Source organism: Amycolatopsis sp. WAC 04197, assembly GCF_003947475.1.
GTDB classification, from domain to species: Bacteria; Actinomycetota; Actinomycetes; order Mycobacteriales; family Pseudonocardiaceae; genus Amycolatopsis; species Amycolatopsis japonica.
The window spans coordinates 387232-404917 of the sequence record NZ_QHJK01000002.1 but is presented as its reverse complement, the minus strand read 5'-3'; the positions used below and the strand labels follow the sequence as shown (position 1 = coordinate 404917).

Genomic DNA, 17686 nt, shown 5'->3' with positions numbered 1-17686 from the left:
GAGGAACGACCGTGCGTGTTAGGAAGAGGATCCTGATCGCGGCCGTCTCCGTACTGGTCGCGGCGACCACGCTGTCGACGGCGGGAGCACAGGCGATTCCGGGTACCGGGCAACAGGGAAACGGCACGGCGGGCCGGTTCGACAAGCCGCGTGGGGGCTTCGCGCCCGCGTCCACCGTGCTGCGCGACGGCGCGCCCTCGGAAGTCGGCCTCGACCCCGAGCCGATCAAGGCGGCGGAGCGGTTCATCGAGAGCTGGACGAAGCCGGACGCCACCGGGCATCCGCACTTCTCCGGAGCGGTCGGCCTGCTCGCGCACGACGGCGTCGTCGTCGAGCGCCAGGCCGTCGGCGGCGCGGTCCGCTACGCCGACGCCCAAGGCACGGAACTGCCACCCGGGCAGCAGGTGCCGATGCGCGCGGACACCATCTTCGACATGGCCTCGATCTCGAAGCTGTTCACCTCCATCGCGGTGATGCAGCTGGCCGAGTCGGGCAAGGTGGACATCTCGGCGCCGGTGGTGCGGTATCTGCCGGAGTTCGGGGTGAACGGCAAGGAGTCCGTCACCGTCCAGCAGCTGCTCACCCACGTCTCGGGCTTCGCCGCGACACCGCTCCCGTCGCTGTGGGAGGGCTACCCGGACATCCCATCCCGCCGGAAGGCCGTCCTCGACAGCCCGCTGAAGAACGCGCCGGGCAGCACGTACCTCTACTCCGACATCAACCTGCTGACGCTCGGTTTCCTGGTCGAGAAGGTGGCCGGGGCACCGCTGGACAAGGTCGTCCAGGACCGCATCGCCGCGCCTCTGGGGCTGGTCGACACCGGGTACAACCCGCCGGCGTCGAAACTCGCCAGGGTCGCGGCGACCGAGTACGCCGCGAAGCCGCCTCGGGGGCTCGTACGCGGCGAAGTGCACGACGAGAACGCTTGGTCCTTGGGCGGTGTCGCCGGGCACGCGGGCGTGTTCTCCACGGCCCCCGACATGGCGGTGCTGGCGCAGACGATCCTCAACGGCGGCGCGTACCGCGGTCACCGGATCCTGCGCGAGGAGACCGTGCGGGCGATGCTGACGAACTACAACCACAAGTTCCCCGACAACGCGCACGGGCTCGGCTTCGAACTCGACCAGCCTTGGTACATGGGCGCGCTGTCGGCCCCGTCGACGGCCGGGCACACCGGCTTCACCGGGACCTCGCTGGTGATCGACCCGCTGTCGCGGTCGTTCGCGATCCTGCTCACCAACCGCGTGCACCCGACGCGGAACTGGGGCTCGATCAACCTCGCCAGGGAGACGTGGGCGAGTTCGCTCGCGAAGGCGATGGCCGTCCGCCCGGCGCACGGCCGCGAAGCGTGGTTCAGCGGCGCCGGGGACGTCTCCACGGCGACGCTCACAACCCCGCCGTTACAGACGCGCGGCGGGCCGCTGAAGGTCTCCTTCGACACCTTCGTGGACACCGAAGGCCCCTCGGATTCGCTGTTCCTGGAAATAAGTACCGACGGCGGAGCCACCTGGAAATCGATTACCCTGCGTGCGTCCGGACCTGGCGCCCCCGCCGGGGACCAAACCGGGCTCGGCGGGCATGGACATCGCGCTTGGTGGCGGGCCGCCGCCGAGGTGTCGCAAAGCTCACAAATCACCCTCCGCTGGCGTTACACGACCGATGCCCGTTACACCGGACGGGGAATTTCCTTGGACGGTGTGAAAGTCACTGAACGCGGCCGCATACTGCTGGACAGTGAGCATAATCCCCCTACTTTCGTCGCTACCGGCTGGAAGTTGAGCACTAGGTAGCCAATCGGCTCCGATGTGCTGACCGGACCGCCCCGTTGACCGGGACACAGCCCCTTGCATCGCGACACTAAGTTGCCAAGTCGTTAGCTCGACCTCGTTAACGGCCTCGACCTGGTTAGCGACTTTCTGGTCAACGATTAATCGCAAATCGAATCCGCAGACACGGATAGGTTGCGATCTTCCCGAAGGGTGTGGGTAGCCTTGTCGCAGATGCCAACGGTTAGTAACTTTCCCACGGTGGGCGATACCGAATCCGTAATCGCGGCCGCACCGTCCGAGGCCGTGCCGGCGCAGCCGACACGGGACGCTGACGCGAGCCCGCTCGTCCGGATTCGCTCCCTCCTGCCCGGGCTCGCCCGGGCCGAGCAGCGCGTCGCGAAGGTCGTGCTCGACGACCCCGCGCAGGTCGCGCGGCGCAGCATCACCGAGGTCGCGCTCGCGGCGAACACCAGCGAAACCACCGTCACGCGGTTCTGCAAGGCGGTCGGCGTCGGCGGGTATCCGCAGCTCAGGATCGCCCTGGCGGCCGACACCGCCCGTTCCGAGGCGCGGTCGACCCGCAACCTCGGCGGCGAGATCGGGCCGGAGGACGACCTGGCCGCGGTGATCGGCAAGGTCAGCTTCGCGGACGCACGCGCCGTGGAAGAGACCGCCGACCAGCTCGACGTCCCGTCGCTACAGCGCGTGATCGACATCGTGGCCGGCGCGGGCCGCGTGGACGTCTACGGCGTGGGCGCGAGCGCGTTCGTCGCCGCGGACCTGCAGCAGAAGCTGCACCGCATCGGACGGGTCAGCTTCGCCTGGTCGGACACGCACATCATGCTCACCTCGGCCGCTGTGCTGAGCCCCGGCGACGTCGCGATCGGCATCTCCCACACGGGCGCGACCACGGACACCGTCGAGGCGCTGCGGGTGGCCCGTGAGCACGGCGCGATCACCGTCGCCGTGACGAACTTCCCGCGTTCACCGATCACCGAGGTCGCCGACCACGTGCTGACCACGGCCGCGCGGGAGACGACGTTCCGCTCGGGTGCGACCGCCAGTCGCATCGCGCAGCTGACCGTCATCGACTGCCTGTTCATCGGTGTCGCGCAGCGGCACATGGACGCGTCGGTCAACGCGCTCGACGCGACCAGGGACGCGGTTGGCTCGCACCGTCTGGGCGTCCGGCCCGACGGCAGGCGGCGGCCGCGGGAAACCGGCAAATGAGCGAAAAAGTGAGGCGCATGATGACCGTCCCACGCCAGGTGGTGCACGTCGACTCGCCAACCGAACAGCGCAATCCACGGACGACCGACATCGACCTGATGTCGACCATGGGCATCCTCGGCGCGATCAACGCCGAGGACCGCCGGGTCCCCGAAGCCGTCGCCGCGGTGCTGCCGCAGGTGGCGCGGGCGGTCGACTTCGCCGTGGAAGCGCTGCGGTCGGGACACCGCGTGCACTACTTCGGGGCCGGTACTTCCGGCAGGCTGGCGACGTTGGACGCGGCGGAGCTCGTGCCGACGTTCAACGTGCCCTCCGATTGGTTCATCGCGCATCACGCGGGCGGCGCGCGCGCTCTGCGCCAAGCCGTCGAAGACGCCGAGGACAACGCGAAGGCCGGGGCCGCCGAGGTGGCCGAGTCCGTCGCGCCCGGCGACTTCGTGCTCGGGCTGACGGCTTCCGGCCGGACGCCCTACGTCCTCGGCGCGCTGGCCGCGGCCAGCCGTCGCGGTGCCCGGACCGCGCTGGTCTCGGGCAATCCGGCAGCGGTGACGCCGCCGGGCGTCGACGTCCTCATCGCGGTGGACACCGGCCCCGAGGCGATCGCCGGATCGACGCGGATGAAGGCGGGCACGGCGCAGAAGATCATCCTCACGGCGTTCTCCACCGCGACGATGATCAAGCTCGGCCGCACGTATTCGAACCTGATGGTGAGCATGCGGGCGACCAACGCGAAGCTGCGCGGGCGGACCATCCGGATCCTGCGCGAGGCCACCGGCATGAGCATGGCGGACTGCTCCGACGCGCTCACCGAGGCCGACGGCGACCTCAAGGTCGCGCTGGTCCATCTGCTGTCCGGCGAAGACGTCGCGAGTGCGGCGAAGGCGCTGACGGCCAGCGATGGCCACGTACGAAAGGCTCTCGACTCCCTGAGGGTGCGCGCGAGCTGAACACCGGCGGACAGACCCGTTCATCCCGACGCTTCGCGCTCACGCGACGCGAACGGGTGTCCGTCGCCGGGATGGCCGGATTCATCCTGGCGCTCAACGTCATCGGCTGGGGGGTCCTGACGCTTTTCGTGGCGCCGCGCCAATACGAGCTCGGCGCCACGGGCGTGTTCGGGGTCGGCCTCGGCGTCACGGCGTTCGTACTCGGGACGCGGCACGCGTTCGACGCGGACCACATCGCCGCGATCGACAACACCACCCGCAAGCTGATGGCCGACGGGCAACGGCCGCTTTCGGTCGGTTTCTGGTTCTCCCTCGGCCATTCGACGATCGTCTTCGTCCTGTGCCTGCTGCTGTCGCTCGGCGTCCGCGCGCTCGCCGGGGCCGTCGAGGACGACTCGTCGGCGCTGCACGCGGTGACCGGGCTGATCGGGACGTCCGTTTCGGCCGTGTTCCTGTACCTCATCGGGATCATGAACCTGGTGGTGCTCGTCGGCATCGTGAGGGTGTTCCGGCGCATGAGGCGGGGCGAGTTCGACGAAGCGGCGCTGGAGCGGCAGCTCGACAACCGCGGCTTCATGAACCGCTTGCTCCGCGGGGCCACCAAGGCGGTGCGCAAGCCTTGGCACATCTATCCGATCGGCGTGCTGTTCGGTCTCGGCTTCGACACCGCGACCGAGATCAGCCTGCTGGTGCTGGCCGGCGGCGCGGCGGCGTTCGCGCTGCCCTGGTACGCGATCCTGGTGCTGCCGATCCTGTTCGCCGCGGGGATGACGCTGTTCGACACCGCCGACGGCTGCTTCATGAACTACGCGTACGGCTGGGCGTTCGCGAAGCCGGTGCGGAAGATCTACTACAACCTCATCGTGACGGCGCTTTCCGTCGCGGTCGCCTTGCTCATCGGGACGATCGAGGTCATCTCGATCATCACCGAACGGTTCGGCATCACGACCGGACCGCTCGCGGCCATCGGGTCGCTGAGTCTGGACTACGTCGGCTACGCGGTTGTAGCGCTCTTCGTGCTTACGTGGCTCTTCGCGCTCCTGGTGTGGCGCTTCGGGCGGATCGAGGAGCGCTGGTCGGGGGTCGTGAGTGGTAAAGAGGGTTAGAACGATCATTGCCACTCACGACCCTCGAACCATACTGCGCAAAGCAACCAAATCGGACGTTTTCAATCTCAAAAGTGTCCTTTTTGGACAGCCGGAGGGCGAGCACCGCTCTCTTGCGGATAGTCAGAGCACGAACCTTCCGCCTCGTGTCGCAGCAAAGCCGTCCGAGAGAAGTGGTAGCAAAGGTCCCTTGCTCCCCCTTGGGTCACGCGGGCTCGGGCACCTTCGCCCGCGAAGGCACCGAAAGCGCGAAGCCCAGCAGAGCGACGAAGGCGGCAACGGGACCGATCCACCAGACACCGGCGGAAGACAGGACGACACCGCCCAGCGCGGCACCGAGAGCGCCACCGCCGTAGATCGCGGAACCGTTGAGCCCCATGGCGACCGTCGGCGCGTCAGGCGCCAGCGAGAACAGCCGGTGCTGCTGCGGCACCATCAGCATGCCGCCGAAGACCCCCGAAGCCAGCGCGAGGACCAGCGAACCGGGCAGGCTCAGCACGGCGACGTCCAGCAGCGCGAACGTCACGACCGTCCCGATCAGCGAGATCGACCGGACGCGCGAAGGCCCCAGCGAGTCCGTCGCCCGGCCCGCGAAGGCGTTGCCCACGATCTGCCCGATCCCGAAACCGACGAGCAGCCACGAGATCGTCGCGCCCGCCGCCACCGGAGCCACCAGCACCGGCAGGTACACGAAGGCCGCGAAGCCCGCCGCGGTACCGAGAACGCTCACGCCGAGCACGCGCGCGATCGGTGGCCGCGCGACGACGGCGAGCCTGTCGCGCAACGACACCGTCGGCATCCGAACCCCGGGCAGCAGCGGCACGAGCAGCATCACGATCAGCGCCACCGCGCCGATCCCCCACATCGCCGCGCGCCACCCGAACCAGGTCCCGGCCAGCACCCCGATCGGCACGCCGAGCACCATCGACACGCTCATCCCGTTGGAGACCGTGGCCAGCGCGCGGCCACGGCGCTCGTCCGACGCCAGCGCGCCGGCGAGCACATAGGCGTTGGATTGGAACGCGGCGGCGCCGAGGGCGGCCAGCACCCGGGCGACGGCGACCACGGCGAAGGACTCGCCGAGCGCCTGACCGGCCATGCCGATCGTGAACAGCACCATCCCCGCGCCGAGCACCCAGCGCCGGTCGAGCCGTCCGGTGAAAGCCGCGATGAGCGGCGAAGAAATCGCGTAGGTCACTGCGAAGACCGTGGTCAGCTGTCCCGCGACAGCCTCCGAAACCCGCAGGTCGGCGGCGATGGTGGGCAACAGCCCGTTCAGGACGAATCCGTCGGTGCCGACGGTGAACGTCCCGACGGCGAGTACCAGCAGAGCCCCCAGAGCGAGCCGATCATTTGATGATCGTCGAATCGTCATAGGAGGTATAGTGGCGGGACTGTTCGATGACTGTCAAATAGTTTGGAGCGCCGTGAGCAGCACGCTGCCGCAGCCGTCGATCGACGAGATCGAGATCGTGCCGGTGCTCCAGGCGCTCGCGGATCCCGTGCGCCTGGAGCTGATCCGCGCCCTGCGAAGCAACCCTTCGCCGCGAAGCTGCGCCGTCACCGAGTACGACGTCGACATCAGCGCGCCGACGCTCTCCCACCACTGGAAGGTGTTGCGCGAGGCCGGCCTCACGACGACGTTCGTCGAGGGCCGGACCCGCTGGGTCGAGCTACGGACCGAGGACGTCCACGCGCGCTTCCCCGGGCTACTGGACGCCGTCCTCGCTTAGCCGCCACTTCGCCGCGAGTTCCGCCGCGGCGCACACGCCGACATCGAGCAGATACGGCCCCGCCTGCCCGCAGCCGGATCCCGGCGCGATCGGCTGACCGTGCCCCATCCCGCCGACGGCGTGCGTGTCGACGGCCGCGCCGACGTCGGTCCACTGCTCGGAAAGCTCGCGCATGTTCATCGGAGCGACCGTGTAGTCCGCGGTCCCGTGCCAGACACTGACCGGCGAACGCGGCCCCGTGCCCGCGGCGCGCACCTTGTCACCCCATTGTTTCGGGGTCAGATCCTTGCCGGGGTTCATGCAGGAGTACGCGTCGATCATCGAGGTCGCGCAGCCGTACGGCAGCCCCGCGACGACGCCGCCGCCCGCGAAGAGTTCCGGGTACGCCGCCAGCAGCACCGAAGTCATCGCACCACCGGCCGACAAGCCGGTCACGTACGTCCGGCTCCCGGCCGAATACCGCGCCATCTGCGCGATCGATTCGGCTTCCCCGGAGCCGCGCTTGATGTCCGCCGCCTGGAACCAGTTGAAGCACTTGCTGAAATTGTTCGCCGAAACCTGTTGTGGCAGAACTAGTTTGAACCGCAGCTTGTCCGCGAGCCCGACCCAACCGGAGCCACGCGCGTATCCGGCGGCGTCCTGCGTGCAGCCGTGCAGCACCACCACCGCCGGACGTCCGGACGGCAGCCCGTCGGGAACGTATTCGAACATCTGCAAAGCACCGGGATTGCTCCCGAACCCGGTCACCGGACGGATCGTCGCCGCCTGTGCCGGAGTCGCGAAGAGAAGGGTCAATGCCGAAACCACCGCGCCGATGAGGAGTTTTCGCATCACCCGAGGCTAAAACCGGCGCCAGCGGGGTTTCCACGTGGAAGACCACCACAGCGACGGCGCGTTTTGTGTGGTCGTGCCGGGTACCGATCCGCGGAACGCCCGCTTACCGTCGGCCGATGCGGCTCTTCCTGGTCCTCGCGATGATGCTGGCCCTGGCCACCCCCGCCCAGGCGGCGAGCGGATGCGGGAACGTGCGCGTTCCCGGCGCCGCGACCCAACGACTGTCCTGTTTGGACGATCTGACCACCACCGGCACCCTGGCCACCGGCCATACCGTGCAGTCCGACTGGGCCGGGCTCACCTCCGCCGGTTTCCCCGCGCCCAAGGGCGTTCCCGGTATCCAGATCGACGGCTACTTCCCGGATTCGTCGACGTCCAACACGGCACACGGCTGGAACCACGACGCTCAGTTCGTGCTCCGGCTGCCCGATCGCTGGAACGGCGGCCTCGTGGTGTCGGGATCGCCCGGAGTGCGACGGCAGTACGCGAACGATCGCGCGATCGGCGACCAGGTCCTCGCCGCCGGTTACGCGTTCGCCGCGACCGACAAGGGCAACACCGGCGCCGACTTCCATACCGATGGACGTCGTCCCGGTGACGCGATCGCCGAGTGGAACTCGCGGGTCACGCAGCTGACCATCGCCGCGAAGGCGGCCGTCGCGCACCGCTACGGGCGCCCGCCGAGCCGCACCCTCGCGGCCGGGATGTCGAATGGCGGCTACCTCGTCCGCTGGCAGCTCGAGAACCGGCCGTGGCTCTACGACGGCGGAATCGACTGGGAGGGCACGCTTTGGCACGAAGACGGCCCGAACCTGTTCACCTTCCTGCCGCCCGCGATCAAGGCCTATCCCGCGTACGCCGCCGGTTCCGCGCAAGCCCACCAGGAAATCCTCGACGCCGGTTTCGCACCGGGTTCGGAATTCCTCTGGAAGTACCACAACGACGTCTACTGGGGCCTGACCCAACGGATCTATCAAGCCGAATTCGACCCGTCGTTCACCGGGACCGATTACGACTACGCCGCTCGCCCGCGGTCGGTGCACCGCGCGGTCGAACGGATTTCGCTGACCGGCCGGATCGGCAAACCACTGATCACCCTGCACGGCACCCTCGACACACTCCTGCCGATCACCCGCGATTCCGATGTCTACCAGCGGATGATCGCCGAGCAGGGCCGCGCCGGTCTGCAGCGCTACTACCGGATCGTCGACGGCAACCACGTCGACGGCCTGTACGACGCGTACCCGGACAAGCTGCGCCCGATCGGCCCGTGTTTCCGTACGGCTTTCAGCGCTCTCGAAGGCTGGCTCGACGGCGTCCGCCCGCCCGCTTCGGCGACGATCCCGCGCGCGAGCGGTGACCTGGCGACCTCTTGCGCACTAAGCTGATCACATGGAATTCCAGGACGTCGTACGACGCCGTCGCATGGTCCGGAAGTTCACCGACGAGCCCGTCGCCGAGGCGAGCCTTCAGCGCATCCTGCGCAACGCGCTCAAAGGTCCCTCGGCCGGATTCTCACAGGGACAAGGATTTCTCGTCCTCACCGGCGAAGAACTCGCCAAATTCTGGGAGTTCGGGGCGAGCTGGGCGCCGGAAACCGTGACCACGGCCCCGGTCGCGATCGTCCCGCTCTCGGTCAAGAACGCGTACCTCGACCGTTATGCCAAGCCGGACAAGGGGTTCACCGATCGGGACGATTCGTGGTGGCGCGTACCGTACTGGGACGTCGACACCGGGATGGCGACGATGCTGATCCTCCAGACGGCCGTCGACGAAGGTCTCGGGGCGGTGTTCTTCGGGCTGGCGCCGGAAAGCGTGGAGCGGCTCCACGGCGAGTTCGGCGTGCCGGAGGATCACGACCCGATCGGTGTCGTGGCGCTCGGGCACGGCGCCGAATCCGGTCCGTCACCCGGTTCGTCGCCGACCACGGTCGCCCGCCGCGACTTCGACGACGTCATCCGTTTCGGTCACTGGTGAGGCGATGCAGCCTGAGCGCGAGCTGAAGTTCCAGCGCGCGCTCGGGCGCCTGCCACTGCTCGCCCAGCAGTGACGCGATGCGGTCCAGCCGCTGGACGACGGTGTTGACGTGCACGTGGAGCAGGTCCTTCGCCCGCGTCAAGTTGCCGCCACAGGCGAAATACGCGCGAAGCGTGCCGATCAGGTCCGTGCCGCGGCGTTCGTCGTAGTCGAGCACCGGGCCGATCGTGGCGGTCACGTACGCGCCGAGATCGGCGTGCTCGCCGAGGAGCAGCCCGACGAACCCGAGGTCGGCCATGCTCGCGCCTTCCCCCGCCCGGCCCAGCGCCAGCAGCGAAGCGACGCATCGCGCGGCTTCGGCGTGCGCCACGGCCAGTGCCTTCGGGGAGGCGGCCGGCCCCGCCGCGCCCACCGTCACCGGACAGTCCATTGTGGACGACAGTTCGGCGGCGACGGATCGTGCCAGGGAGCCGGGATCCGCGCCACGCACCAGAAGGACCACCTCGTCGGCGTGGACCCCGACCAGGTCCGCGTGCCGCGAAGCCGCCGCGGCCAGCCGTCGCCGGGAAACGTCGTCGGAATGCGCGATCAGCACCGCGTGCGATGTCGACAAATCGACCCCGAGGCGTCGACCGCGCGCCAGCAGCGCGGCCGGATTGCGGCCGGGCGCGGTGAGCAGATCCGACAGCAGCTCGCCGCGCACCTCGTCCTCGGCGCGCGCGACGGACCGCCGTTGCATCAGCAGCACGGCGGTGACCACGCCCGCCCGCTCGAACAGCCGCCGGTCGGCCTCGCCGAGCGAGCGCCCGCCGCCCAGCACCAGGCTGCCGAGGAATTCCTGCCCCGCCTGGACCGCGCACAGCCAACCGTCCTCAGTGGACACCGCGCGCCCGCTCGCCCTGGACGCGGAAACCGCGGTCCGCGAGAGATTCAGCTCGCCGTCGGTCCGCGCGAGCACCGCGCCGTCCGCGTCGTAGACGGCGATGGCGCCGCCGAGCACGTCCGCGACCGCGGCGGCGACCTCGGCCAGGTCACCGCCGCGCAGCACGAGATCCATCAACCGGTCGTGGGCGTCCTCGGCGCGGCGCATCGCGTCGTTGTGCGCGCTGATCGTCGCGTTCGCGGCGTTCAGCTCGGCGACCGCGCGGCGCGTCTCGTCGAGCAGATGCGCGTTGTCCAGCGCGATCGCCGCGTGGTCGGCCAGCGACGACAACAGCGCGACCTCGTCGGGAGAGAACTCCCGCGTGGTCCGGTCCGAGGCGAACAGGACCCCGATGACCTTGCTGCCGATCGCCAGCGGCACCCCGAGGATCGCGGTCAGTCCTTCGTCGAGCACTCCGGTGTCGATCGACGACGTGTGGCGGAACCGCTTGTCGTTGAAGTAATCCGCCGTCGCGTACGGCCGCGCGGTCTGCGCGACCAGCCCGCCGAGCCCCTCGCCCATACCGAGCACGATGTCCTGGAACAGCGCGGAAACCGACCCGTCGGTGACCCGGACGTAGGTCTTGCCCTCGGTCTCGTCGTTGAGGCTCAGATACGAGACGTCCACGCCGAGCAACGCCCGTGCCCGCCGCACGATCGACCGGAGGACGGCGTCCGGATCGTCCAGCCGCGCGAGGTCGCTGGCCGTGTCGAACAACGCGGCCAGCTCCGCCTCGCGCCGCCGGTGCTCGGCGACGGTGTCCCGGATCCGCAGCGCCAGCTCGGTGGCTTTCGGGTCGACGGGGACGTGCGCCAGCTGCTCGCTGCCCGCGCCGGAGGCGAGCAGTTCGAGCAGCCGGCGCAACTGCGCGGATCCGTCCACAGCGGTCATGCTGACACGTGACCGCGCTCCATGAGAACTTCGGAGTGCAGGGATTCACCCTTGGTCTCGCGGGCGGCGAGCAGGGCGATCACGGTCAGCGCGCACATCGAGACCACGTAGAGCGAGACCGGGACCGTGCTGCCGAACTCCTTGAACAGCGCGACCGCGATGAGCGGCGCCACCGCGCCCGCCGCGATCGAAGACAGCTGACCGCCGACCGAGAGCCCGGTGTAGCGCACCCGCGTCGGGAACTGCTCGGAGAAGAACGCGGCCTGCGGGCCGTACATCGCGCCGTGCAGCACCAGGCCGATGGTCGCCGCGAGGATGATGACGCCGGAGTTCTTCGTGTCGAGCATCGCGAAGAACACGAAGCTCCACACCGCCATGCCGATCGCGCCGAACAGATAGACCGGGCGACGGCCGATCTGGTCGGAAAGCTTGCCCCACAAGGGAATCGTCACGAAGTGCACGGCCGAACCGATGAGCACCGCGTTGAGTCCCACCGATTTCGGCAGGCTCAGCCCGGTGGTGACGTAGACGAGGATGAACGCGGTGATCACGTAGTACGAGACGTTCTCCGCCATCCGCGAACCGATCGTGATCAGCACCGCGCGCCAGCTCTTGCGGAACACCTCGACGACCGGCGCGCGCGTGGTCGTGTCGTTCTTCTGCGCCGCGAGGAACACCGGCGATTCGCTGACCGCGAGCCGGATCCACAGCCCGATCACCACGAGCACCCCGGACAGCAGGAACGGGATCCGCCAGCCCCAGCTGAGGAACGCCTCGTCGGACTGCGTCGCGGCGAGGATCGCCAAGACCGCGGTCGCGAGCAGGTTGCCGCCGGGAGCACCGCATTGCGGCCACGACGCCCAGAACCCGCGGCGCTTGTCGTCGCCGTGTTCGGAGACGATCAGCACCGCGCCGCCCCATTCGCCGCCGAGCGCGAAACCCTGCACGAGCCGCAGCAGCGTCAGCAGGATCGGCGCCACCACACCGACGGTCGCGTAGGTCGGGAGGATGCCCATCGCGCAGGTCGACCCGCCCATCAGCAGCAGGCTCAGCACCAGCAGCTTCTTGCGGCCGACGCGGTCACCGAAATGCCCGAACACCAGCCCGCCGATCGGCCGGGCGAGGAAGCCGACGGCGTAGGTGAGGAACGCGAGCAGGGTCCCGGTGAGCGGATCGTTGGTGGGGAAGAACAATTTGCCGAACACCAGCGCCGCGGCGGAGGTGTAGAGGAAGAAGTCGTACCACTCGATCGTCGTGCCGATCAGGCTGGCGCTGACGACCTTCGCGATCGAGCCACGGTTCTGGGTGGTCACCGGGGACGTCCTTTCGGGAGAGGGGTTCACGCGGCGGTCCAGCCGCCGTCGAGGGGGATGGAGGTACCGGTGACGTGGGCGGCGTGGTCGCCGGACAGCCAGAGCACGCACGCGGCGACGTCCGCCGGTTCGATGAGCCGTTTGATCGCCGACCGCCGCAGCAGGACCTGCTCGATGACGGCGTCGCGTTCGAGCCCGTGTTCTTCGGCCTGTGCCTGGAGCTGGCCGGTGACCAGCGGCGTCCGGACGTAGCCCGGGTTGACGCAGTTGCTGGTCACGCCGTGTTCCGCGCCTTCGAGCGCGGTGACCTTGGAGAGGCCTTCGAGCGCGTGTTTGGCGGTGACGTACGCGGATTTGAACGGGCTCGCGCGGAGGCCGTGGACGCTCGACATGTTGACCACGCGCCCCCAGCCGCGTTCGTACATGCTCGGCAGCGCGCGGCGGATGAGCAGGAACGGCGCGGTGACCATCAGCGCCTGGATGCGGGTGAACGTCTCCGGCGGAAACTCGTGGATCGGCGCGATGTGCTGGAAACCGGCGTTGTTGACGAGGATGTCGATCTCGGTGGGGAGGGTCTCGACGGCCAGGGCGTCGGTGAGGTCGACGATGTGCGCGATGCCGTCGACGTCGGCCGCCGCCTTCTCGACGGCGTCGTCGATGTCGACGAGGTGGACCTTGGCCCCGGCCTGTGACAGCGCTTCGGCGCAGGCCAGGCCGATCCCCCCGGCCGCGCCCGTGACCAGCGCGGACTTACCCGCCAGATCGCTGTGATACGCACCACTCATGCCGGACGACGTTAGGTCTCCCGGCGCGCTTAGGCCATGTGGTCACGCACCACACCTGGGCAAGATCCCATGTGGGCTCACCCCACCCACGCATTTCGTCCTCTGAATGCGGTAGTTGGCATCGCGAACTACCGCATTCAGAGGACGAAATGCGGGAGGGGTCAGCCGGCGGCGTCGGAGATGGACTTCGCCTCGCGAGCGCCCGCCTCGAACGCTTCGCACGAGAAGAGCAGCCAAGCGCGGACGCCGTCGGGAGTCCCGCTGGAGAAGCCCGTAGCGGCTTCGAGGTACTTCGGCACCCGCCGGAAGTACGCGACCTCCGGCACCGTCAGCGCCTTCGGGTCGAGCCCGGTCGCCACCGCGGAAAGCCGCGCCGCCGCCCGCGCGACGACGCCGTCCGCCGAGCCGAAAGGCTTGAGCGCCAACAGTTCCCCGTGCACGACGGCGGTCAGCACCGGACCCGGCACCGACGTCGCGCCGGTGACCAGTTGCGCCAGCAGCTCCAGCCGCGGCCCGACGTCACCAGACGACCGCGGCCGCCCCAGCGCGTCGAGATCCGTCACGAGATCCGACGCGGCGAGAACGTGCAAACGCGCCAACGCCTGCAGCGGCGCGCGCCGCCAAGTCGGGAGCAGTCCTTCGAGCGCTTCCGCGACCCGCAGCGCGCCCGCCAGCACCGGATCGGTCACCTCACCGGATTCCGGCAGTTCGGGCGCGGCGCCCTCGATCCCGGCCGACGCCCGCGCCGACCGCACGGAGGCTTCGGCGGCCGTCGCCGCGCCGCCGCGCAGGTTGGCCGGCAGCCGGTGGACGGCGAACACCGCGTCCTGAGCCGATTTCGCGGCCGCCGCGACCCCTTCGAGGTCCAGCAGCGGCTTCAGCGGATCCGTCACGCGTCCAGCACCTGGCCCGCGCGCCGCACCACGGGCGCCTGCACCGACCACGGGAAGTTGATCCACCGGTCCGTGTGCTTCCAGACGTACTCGCATTTGACCTCGGAGCGCGGCTTCTCGTAGACCACCGCGCAGCGCACCTCGGCGACGTGGTCGGCGCAGAAGTCGCGGACCAGCTTCAGCGTCGCACCGGTGTCCGCGACGTCGTCGGCGACGAGCACCTTCTTCTTCGTCAGGTCCACGACGTTCGGCACCGGCGGCAGCATCACCGGCAGGTCGAGACGCTGGTCGACACCGGTGTAGAACTCGACGTTCATCACGTGCAGGTTCTTGACGTCCAGCGCGTAGCCGAGCGCACCCGCGACGAACAGCCCGCCGCGCGCGATCGACAGGATCAGGTCCGGCTCGAAGCCGTCGTCGGCGACGGCCTGTGCCAGATCCCTGCTGGCCGTCCCGAACAACTCCCAGGTGAGCTCTTCCCGCTCTTCGGCCATGGTGCCTCGCCTTCGTCGATCGTTCCCGCGAGCATAGGCAACGCCGTAGTGGCCTTCTCGAATGCTTCGAAACTGGCTATCCAGTGAGGCCATTACCGGTCGTACCGTCAAGATCGTGACCGACTGGAACGACCATGCGACCTTGACCGGCGAACGCGTCCGCCTCGAACCCCTCACCCGCGACCACACCAAGGGCCTCTTCGCGGCGGGCTCCGACCCGGCGATCTGGACCTGGCTCAGCCTCCGGCAGCCGACGGATCTCGCCGCGGCCGAAGCGATGGTCGAAGGCATCCTCGCCGACACCGACCGCCGTGCCTGGGCGCAGATCGACGCGCGCACCGGCGAGGTCGCGGGCACGACGTCGTTCTACGCGATGAACGCGCGCCACAAGATCGTTTCCGTTGGCTACACCTGGATCGGTTCCGAATGGCAGCGGACCGGGCTCAACCGCGAGTCGAAACTCCTGTTGCTGCGCCACGCTTTCGACGACCTCGGCGCGAACCGCGTCTCGTGGGAGACCGACATCCGCAACCTCAAGTCGCAGAAGGCGATCGAACGTCTCGGCGCGCAAAGGGAAGGGGTGCTGCGCGCGCATCGCGTGCGGCCGGACGGAACCATCCGCGACACCGTCGTCTACTCCCTGACCGGACCAGAATGGCCGGCGGTCCGTACCGCCTTGTCCTCAAGCGTGTGAATGCCGCGCGCAACCACGATGCAACCTTTTACTTCGCGTCGTAACGTCGATAGCGTGCCAACGGGCGTGAAGACACGCGAAACACAGGAGGCATCGCACCATGACCGAGCAGTCGCCGGCGCTGGACAATTTGCTCACGGAGAGCAGGACCTTCCCCCCGAGTGAGGCTTTCAGCGCGCAAGCGAATGCCACCGCCGACTTCTACGCCGAAGCCGACGCCGACCGGGAAGCGTTCTGGGCCAAGCAGGCCGAGCGCCTGCACTGGGAAACGAAGTGGTCGCAGGTACTGGACTGGACCAATGCGCCGGTCGCGAAGTGGTTCGTGGGCGGGAAGCTGAACGTCGCGTACAACTGCGTGGACCGCCACGTCGATTTCGGGCACGGCGACCAGGTCGCCATCCACTGGGTCGGCGAGCCCGGCGACAGCCGTGACATCACCTACGCGCAGTTGAAGGACGACGTCTCCCGCGCGGCGAACGCCCTCGAATCCCTCGGCCTCGAGGCGGGTGACCGCGTCGCCATCCAGATGCCGATGGTGCCCGAAGCGATCGTCGCGATGCTCGCGTGTGCCCGCATCGGCGTCCTGCACAGTGTCGTCTTCGGTGGTTTTTCGCCGACAGCGCTGCGTTCCCGCGTGGACGACCAGGCGGCGCGGATCGTCATCACCACCGACGGTCAGTACCGCCGCGGCAAGGCCGCCCCGATGAAGGTCAATGTCGACGAAGCGCTCGAAGGCGCCGAATCGGTCGAGAAGGTCATCGTCGTCCGCCGCACCGGCGAAGAGGTGCCGATCACCGAAGGCCGCGACATCTGGTGGCACGAACTGGTCGACGGCCAGTCCGCGGAGCACGCGCCGCAGGCGTTCGACTCCGAGCACCCGCTCTTCATCCTCTACACCTCCGGCACCACCGGGAAGCCGAAGGGCATCCTGCACACCTCCGGCGGCTACCTGACCCAGGCCGCGTACACGCACCACAACGTCTTCGACCACAAGGCGGGCGAAGACGTCTACTGGTGCACCGCCGACATCGGCTGGATCACCGGGCACACGTACATCGTGTATGGCCCGCTGGCGAACCGGACGACCCAGGTCGTCTACGAAGGCACGCCGAACACGCCGCACGAGGGCCGCCACTGGGAGATCGTGCAGCAGCACAAGGTCTCCATCTACTACACCGCGCCCACGTTGATCCGCACGTTCATGAAGTGGGGCAACGAGATCCCGCAGAAGTACGACCTCTCGTCGCTGCGCGTGCTCGGCAGCGTCGGCGAGCCGATCAACCCCGAGGCCTGGATCTGGTACCGCGAGAACATCGGCGCGAACTCGGCGCCGATCGTGGACACCTGGTGGCAGACCGAGACCGGCGCGATCATGATCTCGCCGCTGCCGGGCGTCACCGCGACGAAGCCGGGCTCCGCGCAGAAGGCGCTGCCGGGTATCTCGGCGAAGGTCGTCGACGACCAGGGCGTCGAGGTCGGCAAGGGCGGCGGCGGGTACCTGGTGCTCGACAAGCCGTGGCCGGGCATGCTGCGGGGCATCTGGGGCGACGAGCAGCGTTTCCGTGAGACGTACTGGTCCCGCTTCGCCGACCAGGGCTACTACTTCGCCGGAGACGGCGCGAAGTACGACGCCGACGGCGACGTCTGGCTGCTGGGCCGGGTCGACGACGTGATGAACGTGTCCGGGCACCGCATCTCGACCACCGAGGTCGAGTCGGCGCTGGTCTCGCACCCGACGGTCGCCGAGGCCGCCGTCGTCGGCGCGACCGACCCGACCACCGGCCAGGGCATCGTCGCGTTCGTCATCCTGCGCGGCAACGCCGTGGACGGTGGCGACGCCGCCGTTCAGGAGCTGCGCAACCACGTCGCCAAGGAGATCGGCCCGATCGCGAAGCCGCGGCAGATCCTGGTCGTGCAGGAGCTGCCGAAGACGCGGTCCGGCAAGATCATGCGCCGCCTGCTGCGCGACGTCGCGGAGAACCGCCAGGTCGGCGACGTGACGACGCTGGCCGACTCGTCGGTGATGGACCTGATCTCTTCGGGCCTGAAGTCCGGCAAGTCCGAGGAGTAACCGACCCAAACGTCATGAAAGGGCCGT

16 protein-coding genes are annotated in these 17686 nt (G+C 68.8%); 9 read left to right on the top strand and 7 right to left on the bottom strand.

The features are described from left to right. The first annotated feature begins 11 nt into the window (after window positions 1-11). The 4 genes from DMC64_RS09095 (at window position 12) to DMC64_RS09080 (ending at window position 5052) form a co-directional block, all read left to right on the top strand. Window positions 12-1790: a serine hydrolase gene (locus DMC64_RS09095; protein ID WP_125733176.1), complete on the top strand. Its 1779-nt coding sequence runs from the start codon at window positions 12-14 to the stop codon at window positions 1788-1790. Window positions 1791-2000: 210 nt separating this feature from the next. Further along, a complete protein-coding gene (locus DMC64_RS09090; RefSeq protein ID WP_370323676.1) occupies window positions 2001-2999 on the top strand; it encodes a MurR/RpiR family transcriptional regulator in 999 nt (332 codons plus the stop codon). A gap of 17 nt (window positions 3000-3016) precedes the next feature. Beyond that, on the top strand, window positions 3017-3946 hold the full coding sequence (locus DMC64_RS09085; RefSeq protein ID WP_007028475.1) for an N-acetylmuramic acid 6-phosphate etherase: 930 nt from the start codon (window positions 3017-3019) through the stop codon (window positions 3944-3946). A 56-nt stretch (window positions 3947-4002) separates the two neighbouring features. Further along, entirely contained in the window at window positions 4003-5052 is a 1050-nt protein-coding gene (locus DMC64_RS09080) for a HoxN/HupN/NixA family nickel/cobalt transporter (RefSeq protein WP_199754940.1), read from the top strand. A gap of 205 nt (window positions 5053-5257) precedes the next feature. Here the strand turns inward: DMC64_RS09080 and DMC64_RS09075 are convergent, their stop codons facing one another. After that, window positions 5258-6427, bottom strand: coding sequence for an MFS transporter (locus DMC64_RS09075; protein ID WP_125733175.1), 1170 nt, complete (start codon window positions 6425-6427; stop codon window positions 5258-5260). 52 nt (window positions 6428-6479) lie between these two features. Between DMC64_RS09075 and DMC64_RS09070 the strand changes: the two genes are divergently transcribed. After that, window positions 6480-6785, top strand: a complete 306-nt coding sequence (locus DMC64_RS09070) for a helix-turn-helix transcriptional regulator (protein ID WP_037335099.1) — start codon at window positions 6480-6482, stop codon at window positions 6783-6785. Here the strand turns inward: DMC64_RS09070 and DMC64_RS09065 are convergent. Beyond that, window positions 6762-7616 (bottom strand): PHB depolymerase family esterase, encoded by an 855-nt coding sequence (locus DMC64_RS09065; protein ID WP_125733174.1) that lies wholly within the window; start codon window positions 7614-7616, stop codon window positions 6762-6764. The two genes, DMC64_RS09070 and DMC64_RS09065, sit on opposite strands and share 24 nt — an antisense overlap. A 119-nt stretch (window positions 7617-7735) precedes the next feature. On the opposite strand from DMC64_RS09065, the gene DMC64_RS09060 reads away from it, so the two are divergent. Together DMC64_RS09060 and DMC64_RS09055 are read left to right on the top strand one after the other, a co-directional pair. Further along, window positions 7736-9007 carry a tannase/feruloyl esterase family alpha/beta hydrolase gene (locus tag DMC64_RS09060; protein ID WP_199754939.1) on the top strand — a complete coding sequence of 424 codons (1272 nt, stop codon included), beginning with the start codon at window positions 7736-7738 and terminating at the stop codon, window positions 9005-9007. Window positions 9008-9011: 4 nt separating this feature from the next. Next, complete coding sequence (locus DMC64_RS09055) at window positions 9012-9596, top strand: nitroreductase family protein (RefSeq protein WP_037335093.1); 585 nt, start codon at window positions 9012-9014, stop codon at window positions 9594-9596. Here DMC64_RS09055 and DMC64_RS09050 read toward each other — a convergent pair. The 5 genes from DMC64_RS09050 to DMC64_RS09030 all read right to left on the bottom strand — a co-directional run bounded on the left by DMC64_RS09050 (window position 9574) and on the right by DMC64_RS09030 (window position 14894). Further along, a complete protein-coding gene (locus DMC64_RS09050) occupies window positions 9574-11409 on the bottom strand; it encodes a GAF domain-containing protein (RefSeq protein ID WP_125733173.1) in 1836 nt (611 codons plus the stop codon). The two genes, DMC64_RS09055 and DMC64_RS09050, sit on opposite strands and share 23 nt — an antisense overlap. Then, on the bottom strand, window positions 11406-12722 hold the full coding sequence (locus tag DMC64_RS09045) for an MFS transporter (protein WP_125733172.1): 1317 nt from the start codon (window positions 12720-12722) through the stop codon (window positions 11406-11408). The genes DMC64_RS09050 and DMC64_RS09045 overlap by 4 nt, the downstream gene beginning before the upstream one ends. 26 nt (window positions 12723-12748) lie before the next feature. Then, complete coding sequence (locus tag DMC64_RS09040; RefSeq protein ID WP_125733171.1) at window positions 12749-13507, bottom strand: 3-hydroxybutyrate dehydrogenase; 759 nt, start codon at window positions 13505-13507, stop codon at window positions 12749-12751. Between the two features lie 161 nt (window positions 13508-13668). After that, a complete protein-coding gene (locus DMC64_RS09035) occupies window positions 13669-14400 on the bottom strand; it encodes a hypothetical protein (protein WP_037335083.1) in 732 nt (243 codons plus the stop codon). Beyond that, on the bottom strand, window positions 14397-14894 hold the full coding sequence (locus DMC64_RS09030) for a phosphoribosyltransferase (RefSeq protein ID WP_007028464.1): 498 nt from the start codon (window positions 14892-14894) through the stop codon (window positions 14397-14399). Before DMC64_RS09030 ends, DMC64_RS09035 begins: the two co-directional genes overlap by 4 nt. Window positions 14895-15009: 115 nt before the next feature. Here DMC64_RS09030 and DMC64_RS09025 point away from each other — a divergent pair, with 115 nt between their 5' ends. Both DMC64_RS09025 and acs read left to right on the top strand, forming a co-directional pair. Continuing rightward, complete coding sequence (locus DMC64_RS09025) at window positions 15010-15588, top strand: GNAT family N-acetyltransferase (RefSeq protein ID WP_125733170.1); 579 nt, start codon at window positions 15010-15012, stop codon at window positions 15586-15588. Window positions 15589-15688: 100 nt separating this feature from the next. Then, window positions 15689-17659, top strand: coding sequence for an acetate--CoA ligase (gene acs, locus DMC64_RS09020; protein WP_125733169.1), 1971 nt, complete (start codon window positions 15689-15691; stop codon window positions 17657-17659). The last annotated feature ends 27 nt before the right edge of the window (window positions 17660-17686 follow it).